This window comes from Plantactinospora sp. WMMB334 (assembly GCF_049179095.1).
GTDB lineage: Bacteria > Actinomycetota > Actinomycetes > Mycobacteriales > Micromonosporaceae > Plantactinospora.
This window is the reverse complement of the sequence record NZ_JBMHME010000002.1, coordinates 8059237-8071052: the sequence shown is the minus strand read 5'-3', so window position 1 is coordinate 8071052 and position 11816 is coordinate 8059237. Positions and strand designations below refer to the sequence as shown.

Here is an 11816-nt window from a genome sequence, read left to right as displayed (position 1 = left end):
CCACGGGCTGGCCGCGCTGCGCCGGCGACGGCATCGCGGTGCGGGACGGGACGGCCACCCGGATGAGTTGGGTCCACCGGGACGGCCGCTTCGTCGACCTGGCCGACCCGGATGGCAGCGCCCGGGGCGTGGTGGACATCAACGATGGCTCCGCCGCCCGGCACCGAGGGAAAGGCGGTGGCCACCCGGTGGAACCTGCGTACCGGTGAGGCGGCCCCGCTGGCCGGCCTGCCATGGGCAGCGGCGGTCAACCGGCACGGCTGGACGGCCGGCTTCGTCCGGGACGCGACCGGGGTCGAGATCCCGGCGGTGCTCGCCGGCCCGCGGCCGCTTGTGCTGCCGTTGCCGGCCGGAGCGGTACCCGGCCGGGAGGGACCGGCGGCGGTGACCATCAGCGACGACGGCCGGGTGGTCGGCGGGCAGGTCTCGGTCGCCCCGGACGCCGCCGCCATCGCCGCCGTCCGCTGGACCTGCGACTGGCCGCCGGCTCGGCATACCGGCCGGTACGCCACGCCGGCCGGCGGCCACGGGCACCGACACGGACACGGGCGGCGGTGCGGCAGGAGTGGAACGACCCCCGCCGCACCGCCGCGTCCGATCGCCGGATCAGACGACCTTGATGGTGCCGTGCGCCTCCAGCGGGCAGGGCGCGTTGGGGTCGAAGGTGAGCTGGATGGCGCTGGCCACGAAGAAGCCGCCGATGGTCTGTGCGGCGATCTCCGCCGGCGTTCCGGGCGGGACCCGGTTGACGTCCTGGGCGAAGACGAAGACCTTCCAGATCCCGTACGGCTGCTGGCCGGCCTTCTCCAACTCCTTCAGCGCGTCCCGCAGGTGCAGCCCGGCGGTGTACTCGCCGTCGCCCGGGCGCGCGTCGAAGCCGACCCCGTCGTCGGTCAACGGCACCAGAAAGTAGAGCCCCTGCGGCGCCCGGAACAGGGCGAACGCGTACAGCTCCGGGCCGGCGTAGGGCGCGCCACCGGGCCGGGTGAAGGTGGAGCGGACCCAGAGCAGTCCCGGCGACGCGACGGTGTCCGGGATGATCACCTTGACGTCCTCGGTGACGTGCACGTTCGTCTGTTCCTCGGAGACCGCGTGCTGGTACGTCGCACCGGTGGTGATCCGCTGGTACGCCCACTCGACCTGGGTCCGGTACGCCCGCCCGGCGTGCGGCTCGTCGAGGAGCCGCCAGTGTGCCTCGACCCGCTCGCCGGTGGTGAGTTCGCCCGGGGCGGGTGGGGTGGCGGTCTGCCCCCGCCAGTGCGGGTCGGCGTCGTCGGCGAGCCCGACCGCCAGGGCGACCGAGGCGATCACCCCGGCCACTCCGGCGACCGTGACACCGCCCTTGAGCCCGTCGCCCGGCGCCGGTGTGCAGCACTCGACGCCGAGTCCGGGATCGGTTTCCTCGAACTTGCCCTTGACGCCGACGTTGAAGGTGCCGGAGCCGAGCGCCGCGGCGATGATCCCGACCAGCGCGGCGATGGCGAAGACGATCCAGCCGAGGACCTTCCACCATGGATCGTCGAAGGGCAGTTCGCCGTGCGTCCCCGGGTACGCCGGGTTCGGCACCCAGACCATGGTGCAGCCGGTCGGGACGTACGGCCCGGTCCACGGCGGCCGTTCCTTGTCGTCGCCGGGCTTCTCGCCGGGGTACCAGACGCTGCCCTTGGGCGGTGCGACGACGGTCGGCTTGGAGAGCTCGAGCCGCCCCTCCGGGACGGTGACCGAGTAGGTGTCGGTGGCCTGGTCGTAGCGGGTCTGCGAGACGAAGATCTGCCGGATCGACCGGGCCGAGCTGAACCCGTCGGCCCTGGCGACGAAGCTGACCAGCGGCTTGCCGGGCGTGGCGTGCTGGAAGTCGGCCGCCCAGGAGACCAGCACGGACGCCCCGGCCGGGATCGTCGGAAAGGTGTATGTCTGCCCGGTCACCGCGATTCCCGGGTCGCCGACGCTCTCCAGGTAGAGGGTGACGTTGGTCAGGTCGCCGCCGGAGGTGTTGGTGTAGTGGCAGGCGATCCGGAGCTTGTAGAGCGCGTTGTCGAAGATGCCGTCCGGCAGCATGACGTTGGTCAGCGGTTCGATGGCGAAGGGTCGGGTCGGCACGACCATCGGCGTCGGGCTCACTTCTTCTCCTCCTTGCCGACCAGGGCGAAGGAGATCCCGCCGAGCAGCCGTTCCCCGTCGTCCTCGCGCACCTCCACGAGTTGGTACTCGCCGGTGCCGAGCCCGGTGCCGCCGCGTACGGTCAGGTGCACCGGGACGCTGCGCCCGGCCGGCACCTCCACGACCAGTTCCGGCTCGCCGATCCCGTCGTTAGGGTCGGTGATCGGCTTCGGCGAGAAGCCGATCTCGACGACCGCCTTCTCCACCGGCCGGCGCTCGGCCAGCCCGAGCGTCCAGAGTGCCTCCTTCGGCAGTCCGCCGCCGATCTCGGCGCTGATCCGGATCTTCTTCGGCGCCCGCTTCGGCGCGCTCACCGTCAGGGTGAGCTTGAAGTCGTCCTTTTCCGCGCCGACCAGTGTCAGGTTGCGCTGGGCCACGTTCGGATAGCCGGGCGGGTCGACGGCGTCCGGCAGCGCGGGGTCGCCGGGCAGGCTGGCGACGGCGACGAGGCACTCGTGCCCGTCGTTGACGGTGACGACGTTCCACGGCACCAGGCAGAGCACCTCCTGGGTGTCGCCCGCGTCGACGTCTGCGTAGGCCGTGCCGATCAGGTTGAGGGTGCTGTAGAACATCTGCACCGACGGGTTGCCCCAGTAGAACCGCACCTGGACGCCGACGGCGTCCTCGCGTCCGGTGTTCTCGACCCGGGCCCAGACGTAGGCGACGTCACCGGCGGCCGGCGTGCCGGGCGGGCCGTTGGGGTCGGTGCCGGGCACCGCCCAGATGTCCGGGCTGAGCCACCAGTGCGGCGAGCCGTCCCGGATCAGCAGGTCGGCTCCGGCGGTCCGCAGCCGCGTCCCGGCACCGGAACTCGCCGCAGCCGAGCCCACCCCGTCGCTGCCGCCGGCCGCCGCCGCGCCGGCCCGTGTCGTGGTCGCCGCGCCGGCTCGCGTCGTGGCCGTCCCGCCGGCCTCCGTCGTGGTCGCCCCGCCGGCCTGCGCCGGTACGCCGAGCGAGCCGAGCGCCACGGCGGCGAGCGTGCCGCCGCCGGAGATACGGATGACGTCCCGCCGGGACACCGGCCGGTCCTTCAGATTGTCGGTCATGCGGTCCTTTCCCCCCTGGTAGACCAGTGCGAGTGGCAGTGGTTGACCGCGCGCCACCTGGTGCGCCGCCCTGCGGGAACAGGGCGGCGGCCAGCACGACAGTGCTCCGGAAGCGATCCGGAGAGTGCACGTCTCGGGCGCCCGGCCGGGGGTCAGCCGGTGCCATCGTCACACGTGGACGGTGACCGCTCGCCGAACTGTCAGCGTATCGACTGCGGTCAGCCCGGCGTCCGGGGCGAATCGTCCGGGCGTGTACGTACCAGTCATGAGTTGCCCGCGGCCGTGGTCGACCGCAGGGCGTTCTCCACGATGCCGGCGTATCCGGCGTGTCCGGCCCGGTTCGGGTGGTAGGACTCGCCGAGCGGGTTGGAGGTGCCGTTGAGCCACTCCACGTCGTCGCAGACCGCGTGCCCGGTGAACGGCCCCCGGGCGTCGACGAAGGTGAACCCGTGCGCGGCGGCCCGGGCGTTCGGGGCGTCGAGCACCTCGCCGGACGTTCGCCAGCGGGTCAGCGGGCCGCGATGGCGTGGAAACCCCCCGCCCGGGTGCCCACGTAGATCCGGCCCCGCCACACCGCCGGGGTCGACTCGATGCAGCCGCCCAGCTTGACCTTCCAGAGCGGCTTCGGCGCCACCGAGGTGTCGGCGACGTCGTAGGCGTGCAACACGCCGGCACAGTCTCCGATCACGAGTACGTCGTCGACCACCACCGGCGACTGCCAGGTCGGGCCGGGCAGCGCGAGCCGCCACCGTACGGCTCCGGTGGCCCGGTCGACACCGAGCACCTCGCCGCCCTGGGTGTCGAAGATCGCCACGTCCCGGTGCAGCGCCGGGCTGCCCCAGATCCCGGCCGGCTTGCGGGCGTGGTCGTCCACGTGCCACACGCTCGGGTCCGCGCCCCGCCGTGGATCCAGCTTCATCATCTGCCCGACCTGCTTCGAGCGTGCCGTGCCGCGCTCGTACTCCGAGCCGACGTAGAGCGCGCCGGTCTCGTCGACGGCGATCGAGGCGTCGGTGTCGTCGCCGGTCCAGAACCGGAAGACCCGCTTCGGCTTCTGTCCCTTCTTCAGGCCGCTGACGTCCCAGCCCTGCACCAGGCCGCCCGAGTTGGCGAAGTAGACGACGTCGCCGGAGATCACCACCGAGTTCTCGATGGAGACCATCCGGTCGCCGATGTCGCGGAGCAGCTGGGCGTCCCAGCCGGGGGCGTTGAAGACCAGCTTCGGCTTGACCGTGACCTTGCCGTCGCTGCCGTACCTCCGGTTGAGCTTCACGATGTGGAACTGGCTGTTCTCCCCGCCGAGGAAGAGGTAGTCGTCGATGACCAGGCCGGCGCCGTCGAAGTCGTCGTTCCACAGCGTCGGCGAGACCGCTCGCGCGGAGAGCTTCCACAGCTCGGTCGGGCGGCCCCGGTCGATCGCGATCACCCGGTAGAAGTTGTCCCGGGAGCCGGTGTAGACAAGCGGGAAGCCGTCCGGGTCGATCGTGACCGAGCCCTTGATGATGTCGCCGGTCGGAAAGTCCGGCAGGATCCGCTCGCCGGTCTCCGCGTCCAGGAAGTGCACCTTGTGGTCGTACGCGCCGAAGACCACCCAGGTCCGGTCGTCCCGTTCGAAGACCGCCGGCTGCCCGGTCCAGCCGGTGCCGCACCAGACCCGGGTGCCCTTCTCGTCTGTCGACTCGCCGCAGAGGCCGCCGCTGCGCGGAAACTGCCACTGCCTGGCCGGGGTCGTCCGGGGCATCGGGCCGGTGCCGTAGAAGGTCCGGGTCGGGTTGCCCCGGAAGGTGAGCAGGCCGTTCACCTTCGTCCCGTACGGCTTGCCGACCAGGGCCGGGTCGGACCAGCCGGTGAAGGCGGGCCGGGTGCTGCCCGTACCCCCGGAGGTCGGGGCGGCGCCGCCCGACCAGCTCGGCGCGGCGTCTCCGGGGTCTCCGGTGCCGGCCGTGTCGCAGGAGCTGACGGCGAGCACGGCCACCAGGCCGACCAGGAGCAGCCGGGTGCGGGCCGGGGCGGATCCTGAACGCGGTCGTCCGGTCACCGCCACAGTGTGCCCATCGGGTGCCGCGCCCGACAGTGGGCTCTTCAGGTCAGTTGGGTGTCAGCTCCTTCCCCGTCGGGCAGCGTCACGGGGCGGTCGGGAGCCGGCATCCCGGGCTGGGGCGGGCCGCCGGACGGCTATGGAGCCGCCCCGCCGCGTCGCGAGCGTCGATAACGACTTCGTAACCATGTCGATGGCTTCGGGCGGGGCAACGCCGGAAGCGGGCCGGTCCGACCCCGGAAAAACCACCCCGGTGGCCGGGAAACGCCCCCGGTGCCGGCGGGGTGGCGCCGCAGGTCGGAAGGCTGATGCCCGTCCGGGCGCTCCGCCCCAAACGCCCGTTCTGCTCGGCGGTGCGTCGGTCGGAAATCTGACTTAACACCACCCGTTGTGTCACTGATCCAGGGTGGTTAAGCTCCTTGGTGCGCGCCCCAATCGCCCGCTTCCCCCGTGGCAGGCGATCGGGGCGCGCACCTTTGTGTCCGCCGCACCGTCGTGCGCCACGCCCCTTTGCGCGCCGCGCCTTCGCATACCGCAGCTTCGCGTCCCGCGCCTGCCGCACGCCACCTGGCCGACGCGGCACGGTGTCCACCGTGGAGACGGGCCGGACGGCAGGGGCGTGACGGACCGCAGTCCCCACCGGCCCTGCGGTCCCCCCGGAGATCAGATCCAGCGGTTGCCGAGCCACATCCGGCTCGACCACTCCGCGTAGGGCAGGAGCTGGCCGACGAAGATCGGATAGAAGTAGGCGAAGCAGATCGCGACCAGCAGCACGTAGGTGCCGGCGACGATCGCGCCGATCATGCGGCGGTCACTCGTCCGCCCGGCCGGATCGTTGTCGCCGGCCGATCCGGTGCCACCGCCCGCCGACGCGACCGCGGGCGCCGGTGCCCGGGCCGGGCCGGTGATCACGCCCAGCACGTAGGACACCGCCAGGATCATGAACGGCACCACCGGCGCGACGTAGAAGAAGAACATCGTCCGGCCCTCCTGCGCGAACCAGAACCACGGCAGCAGGCCGGCGGCGACCGGCAGCAGGATCGCCAGCGGCCGCCAGTCCCGCCGGGCGAGGCCGAGCCAGGCGAGGACGACCAGCGCCGGCAGGAACGACCACCACAGCAGCGGGGTGCCGAGCAGCAGGATCTCCGAGGCGCAGCTCGGTGCCCCGCAGGCGCCCTGGTCGGACCAGTGGAACGCGACCGGCCTGCCGAGCAGCAGCCACTGCCACGGCCAGGACTGGTAGACGTGCGTGTCGTCCAGGCCGGAGTGGAACTTGAGCGCCTCGGCGTGGTAGTGCCACAGGTTCTGGAGATCGCCGATGACCGGCAGGCTGGACTGGCCGGTGTCGGCCCGCCAGTTGCGGAAGTAGCCGTCGTCGCTGGCGAACCAGCCCGACCAACTGGCGAGATAGACGACGCCGATCAGCACCCCGGCGCCGACGAACCAGAGCCCCTCGTCGAGGAAGGTGTCCCGCCACGGTCGGCGTACCCCGGCCGAGCGCCGGGCGCCGACCTCCCAGAGCACGGCCAGCAGCGCGAAGGCCGGCACGAAGTAGAGTGCGCTCCACTTCACCGCGAACGCGCAGCCCAGCAGCACACCGGCGAGCAGCCGCCACCAGGGCACCCCGTCGGACCAGCGGAACGCCGGCCGGTGCCGGCGGCCCGGCTGGCTCGGGTCGAGGCCGGACTCGACCGCCCGCAGCCAGCGGGCACGCCGGGCGTCCCGGTCCAGCACCAGGGCGCCGAAGGCGGCCAACACGAAGAACATCAGGAAGATGTCGAGCAGGGCCGTGCGGGAGAGCACCAGGTGGAAGCCGTCCAGCGCCATCAGCAGCCCGGCGGTGCAACCGAGCACGGTCGAGTGGAACATCCGGCGGGCGATCCGGATCAGCAGCAGCACGGAGAGCGTGCCGATGATCGCGGCCGAGAAACGCCAACCCAGCTCGTTGTAGCCCCAGATCCACTCGCCGACCGCGATCATCCACTTGCCGAGCGGCGGATGGACGACGTACGCGGCGGTATTGTTCTTCTCGTCCCACTCGATGCCGCGCTGCAGCAGGTTGTGCGCGTCGGTGGCGTAGTAGATCTCGTCGAAGATCTTGCCCTTGGGGCTGCTCAGCCCGACCAGGCGGAGGATGGCGGCGATCAGCACCACGACGGCGGTGGCCAGCCAGGACCACGGTTCGAGCCGGGCGTCGAACGGCGCCAGCCGGCGCCTGATGATCGCCGGCACGCCCCCTGCGGAGCGCTCGGACCGCTCTGCGGTGGCTGTCGCCCCCGGGGTTGTCGCGGTCACCTCGACCACCGGAGCTGCCGGCGGCCCGGCGCTGCCCGGGCTCTCGGTCTGCGCTGTCGACGCCAGAGTCACCCCGTGATCGTAGGCTGCCAAGGTGCGAAACGGGGCACGACGCTCGCTATATGCGATGACGACTATCGATGAGAGGGCTGGTACGTGGGAAAATCACCCGGTAGCGGCCGGTTGATCCTGCTCGGCGCGCCGCTCGGGAACCCCGGCGACGCCTCGGCGCGGCTCCGGGAGGCCCTCGCCGAGGCCGACGTCGTCGCCGCCGAGGACACCCGCCGACTCACCCGGCTCGCCCGCGACCTGGACGTCACCATCACCGGCCGGATCGTGTCGTACTTCGAGGGCAACGAGGAACGCCGCACCCCCGACCTGGTCGACGCCCTTCGCGACGGCGCCCTCGTCGCGCTGGTGACCGACGCCGGCATGCCGAGCGTCTCCGACCCCGGCTACCGGCTGGTCCGGGCCGCGCTCGACGCCGGGGCACCGGTCACCGCGGCACCCGGCCCGAGCGCCGTCACCACCGCACTCGCCCTGTCGGGGCTGCCCACCGACCGGTTCTGCTTCGAGGGCTTCCTGCCCCGCTCCGGCGGCGCGCGCCGGGCCCGACTCCGGGCGCTCGCCGCCGAGGAACGCACCCTCGTCCTCTTCGAGGCGCCGCACCGGGTCGCCGCGGCCCTCGCCGACCTGGCCGCCACCTTCGGGGCCGATCGGCCGGCGGCGCTCTGCCGCGAGCTGACCAAGACCTACGAGGAGGTGCTCCGTCGCCCCCTCGGCGCGCTGGCGGAGTGGGCCGCCGCCGGGGAACCCCGCGGCGAGATCACCCTGGTGGTCGCGGGCGCCCCGGCGGTAGCCGCGCCGCCCCCGGACGTCGCCGACCTGAAGGCCGCGGTGGCTGAGCGGGAGGCGCGGGGCAGCTCCCGCCGCGACGCCATCACCGCCGTCGCCACCGAGTACGGCCTGCGCCGCCGCGACGTCTACGCCGCCGTCCACGGGTGACGGGACGCGCCCCGCAGCCCAGAAGGCGGCGGCCCAGAGCGTGACGGTTCAGGCAGCGGCAGCGGCAGCGGCTCAGAAGGCGGCGAGGAGGAAGCCGGCGGTGAGCAGCAGCGGGCCGGCGACGCTGACCAGGATCGTGGCGTGCCGGGTCCGGCGGTCGGGCAGCCGCAGCGCGCCGGTGACCCAGCCGGCACCCGCGGCGCAGAGCAGCACCATCCCGAGGCCGAGCATCCAGCGCAGGTGCAGCTGGCCGGTGCCCACACCGACATACGCCTTCGCGCTCTCCGCGCCGGTCATCCGCGCCACCAGCGGGGTGCCGGGATCCCGGTGATCCCCGTCGACCCCGATCAGTTGGACGTCGTGCACCCGGAACAGGCCGCTGTCGGCGAGGAACTCGCCCCGGCAGTGCTGCCCCAGCCCTCGGCCGGTGCAGCCCAGCACCGTCGCGATGCCCGGCTCGCCGTGCCCGACGGCGAGCCAGAACGGCTCGGCGGTGACCCAGGCGAAGAAGCTGGTGAGCAGGGAGCAGAGGATCACGCCCGCCAGCCCGAGCGCCGGATGCCGCTGCGGCTTCGGCGGCCGGGCCACCCGTTGCAGGGCCGCCTTCGCGGCCGGGTCCTTCTTCGGCCGCCCGTACCAGGTCCGCGGGGTGGGTTGCACGGGCGTGCCGTCCCAGTGGACCTCCTCGATCGGCAGCCAGAAGTCGTCCTCGTCGGCCGCCTCCGGATCCGCGCCCGGCTGGGTGGGTAGCACCCCGGTCGGCCGGTCCCAGGCCGGTGCGGCCCTGGGCGCCCGTCGGGGCAGCATCGCGAGCGGGGCGCCGGTGGTCGGCTCGATGCCGGACGGCCCGCTGGGCGAGCCGGGGGCGCCGAGCAGGGCGGAACCGAGCGCCGGAGTCGCACCCCGGAACGGGCCGGCCGGTGTGGGCTCGTACCCCGGAGCGGGCCGCTGGTGCGGCGCCGGCCCGCCCTCGGCGGGGGGAGCCGGCTCGACGTCGCCGGTGAGTGTGTCGTCGCCAGAGAGCGCGACGTCGCCGGGGCGTGGGCTCTCGCCGGCCGGCGCGTCAGCTCCGTCGGGCGTCGGCTCCTCGACCGGTACGGGAGAGGGGCCGGCCGGATCCGGTGGCGGCGTGGCCGGATCCGGTGGCGGCGTGGCGGCCGCCGACGGATCGGGGTCGGCCGGACAGGGGCGCGTTTCCGCTGCTCGCTGCCCACCCTCGTGGCCCGTCACCCGTCCATTGGACAACGCTGCCCCGGCTCCGGCGGACAGCCGACCAGGCGTGTCGAAGGATAAGAAAGTCGGATATCAGTCTGAATATTGGCAGGTTGAGTGATCTTTCCCCCACAGTACTCTTCGATGTCCCGCCCCGGAACCGGCCCCGCACCGTGCCCTCGGGCCAGGTCCGGCATTGGTTCGCGGTGCGCCGACGGCGGTCACTAGGCTTGCTTCCCATGAGTCACGTTCTCGCGGCGGTTGCCTGGCCGTACGCAAACGGCCCGCGCCACATCGGCCACGTCTCCGGCTTCGGCGTCCCCTCCGACGTGTTCAGCCGGTACATGCGGATGGCCGGCCACGACGTGCTCATGGTCAGCGGCACCGACGAGCACGGCACCCCGATCCAGGTGCAGGCGGACAAGGAGGGGGTCACCCCGCGCGAGCTGGCCGACCGCTACAACCGGGTGATCGTCGAGGACCTGCACGGGCTCGGCCTCTCCTACGACCTCTTCACCCGCACCACCACCCGCAACCACTACGCCGTGGTGCAGGAGCTCTTCGAGACGCTGCACCGCAACGGCTACATCGTGCCCAAGGTGACCATGGGGGCGATCTCGCCGTCGACCGGCCGGACCCTGCCGGACCGCTACATCGAGGGCACCTGCCCGATCTGCGGCTACCCGCACGCCCGGGGCGACCAGTGCGACAACTGCGGCAACCAGCTCGACCCGGTCGACCTGATCAACCCCCGTTCGAAGATCAACGGCGAGACGCCACAGTTCGTCGAGACCGAGCACTTCTTCCTCGACCTGCCCGCCTTCGCCCAGGCGCTCGGGAAGTGGCTGGACGGCCGGGAGGGCTGGCGGCCGAACGTGCTGCGCTTCTCCCGGAACCTGCTCGACGACCTCCAGCCCCGGGCGATCACCCGGGACCTGGAGTGGGGCGTACCGATCCCGCTGGAGGGCTGGCGCGACCGCAGCGACAAGCGGATCTACGTCTGGTTCGACGCGGTGATCGGCTACCTGTCGGCGTCGATCGAGTGGGCGCGGCGCTCCGGCGCCCCGGAGGCGTGGCGGCGCTGGTGGGCGGCGGACGCCCAGGGCTCGGCGGAGGGCGAGGGCGGCGACGCCCGGGGCTACTACTTCATGGGCAAGGACAACATCGTCTTCCACTCGGTGATCTGGCCGGCGCTGCTGCTCGGTTACGACGGCGACGGCGACCGGGGCGGCGAGCCCGGCGACCTCGGCCGGCTCAACCTGCCGACCGAGGTGGTCTCCAGCGAGTTCCTGACCATGGAGGGGAAGAAGTTCTCCTCCTCCCGCCAGGTCGTGATCTACGTACGCGACTTCCTGGCCCGGTACGACGCGGACGCGCTGCGCTACTTCATCGCCGTCGCCGGCCCGGAGAGCCAGGACACCGACTTCACCTGGGCGGAGTTCCTGCGCCGCAACAACGACGAGCTGGTCGCCGGCTGGGGCAACCTGGTCAACCGTTCGATCTCGATGGCGGCGAAGAACTTCGGCGCGATCCCGTCGGTCGACCCGGCCGGGCTCACCGAGGCCGACGAGGCACTGCTCGCCACCGCCCGCTCCGCGTTCGCCACCGTCGGCGACCTGATCGCCCGGCACCGGCAGAAGCAGGCGATCGGCGAGGCGATGCGGGTGGTGGCGGAGGCGAACAAATACCTCTCCGAGCAGGCTCCCTGGAAGCTCAAGGGCGAGGCCGACAAGCCCCGGATGGGCACCGTCCTGCACGTCGCGCTCCAGGTGGTCAGCGACGCCAACACGCTGCTCACCCCCTTCCTGCCGCACTCGGCGCAGAAGGTGCACGAGCTGCTGGGCGGCACCGGCGTACACGCGCCGATGCCGTCGATCGTGGCGGTCGACGACCTCGACGGTGGGCCGTCGTACCCGGTGCTGACCGGGGACTACACGGTCGGCGCGAGGTGGGAGTCGGTGCCGGTCGAGCCGGGCCGGGCCCTGGCCGCGCCGAAGCCGGTGTTCCGCAAGCTCGACCCGTCGATCGTGGACGAGGAGCTCGCCCGGCTCGGCGGTTGA

Annotated in this window: 9 protein-coding genes; 3 read left to right on the top strand and 6 right to left on the bottom strand. The window is 72.6% G+C overall.

The genetic code is table 11. The features are described from left to right. Positions 1 to 62 precede the first annotated feature (62 nt). A complete protein-coding gene (locus tag ACN27G_RS35150) occupies positions 63 to 209 on the top strand; it encodes a hypothetical protein (RefSeq protein WP_421496928.1) in 147 nt (48 codons plus the stop codon). A gap of 397 nt (positions 210 to 606) precedes the next feature. Here the strand turns inward: ACN27G_RS35150 and ACN27G_RS35145 are convergent, their stop codons facing one another. The 5 genes from ACN27G_RS35145 to ACN27G_RS35125 all read right to left on the bottom strand — a co-directional run bounded on the left by ACN27G_RS35145 (position 607) and on the right by ACN27G_RS35125 (position 7668). After that, a complete protein-coding gene (locus ACN27G_RS35145) occupies positions 607 to 2121 on the bottom strand; it encodes a hypothetical protein (protein WP_421496927.1) in 1515 nt (504 codons plus the stop codon). Next, positions 2118 to 3206 carry a hypothetical protein gene (locus tag ACN27G_RS35140; protein ID WP_421496926.1) on the bottom strand — a complete coding sequence of 363 codons (1089 nt, stop codon included), beginning with the start codon at positions 3204 to 3206 and terminating at the stop codon, positions 2118 to 2120. Before ACN27G_RS35140 ends, ACN27G_RS35145 begins: the two co-directional genes overlap by 4 nt. Positions 3207 to 3469: 263 nt before the next feature. Further along, positions 3470 to 3691, bottom strand: coding sequence for a hypothetical protein (locus tag ACN27G_RS35135; RefSeq protein ID WP_421496925.1), 222 nt, complete (start codon positions 3689 to 3691; stop codon positions 3470 to 3472). Positions 3692 to 3714: 23 nt separating this feature from the next. Beyond that, positions 3715 to 5244 (bottom strand): PQQ-binding-like beta-propeller repeat protein, encoded by a 1530-nt coding sequence (locus tag ACN27G_RS35130; protein ID WP_421496924.1) that lies wholly within the window; start codon positions 5242 to 5244, stop codon positions 3715 to 3717. A 663-nt stretch (positions 5245 to 5907) separates the two neighbouring features. After that, positions 5908 to 7668: a dolichyl-phosphate-mannose--protein mannosyltransferase gene (locus ACN27G_RS35125; protein ID WP_421497590.1), complete on the bottom strand. Its 1761-nt coding sequence runs from the start codon at positions 7666 to 7668 to the stop codon at positions 5908 to 5910. Between the two features lie 27 nt (positions 7669 to 7695). Between ACN27G_RS35125 and rsmI the strand changes: the two genes are divergently transcribed. Then, positions 7696 to 8544, top strand: coding sequence for a 16S rRNA (cytidine(1402)-2'-O)-methyltransferase (rsmI, locus tag ACN27G_RS35120; protein WP_421496923.1), 849 nt, complete (start codon positions 7696 to 7698; stop codon positions 8542 to 8544). Positions 8545 to 8616: 72 nt separating this feature from the next. Here the strand turns inward: rsmI and ACN27G_RS35115 are convergent, their stop codons facing one another. Further along, positions 8617 to 9774: a hypothetical protein gene (locus ACN27G_RS35115; RefSeq protein WP_421496922.1), complete on the bottom strand. Its 1158-nt coding sequence runs from the start codon at positions 9772 to 9774 to the stop codon at positions 8617 to 8619. Between the two features lie 221 nt (positions 9775 to 9995). On the opposite strand from ACN27G_RS35115, the gene metG reads away from it, so the two are divergent. Further along, positions 9996 to 11816 (top strand): methionine--tRNA ligase, encoded by a 1821-nt coding sequence (gene metG / locus ACN27G_RS35110; protein ID WP_421496921.1) that lies wholly within the window; start codon positions 9996 to 9998, stop codon positions 11814 to 11816.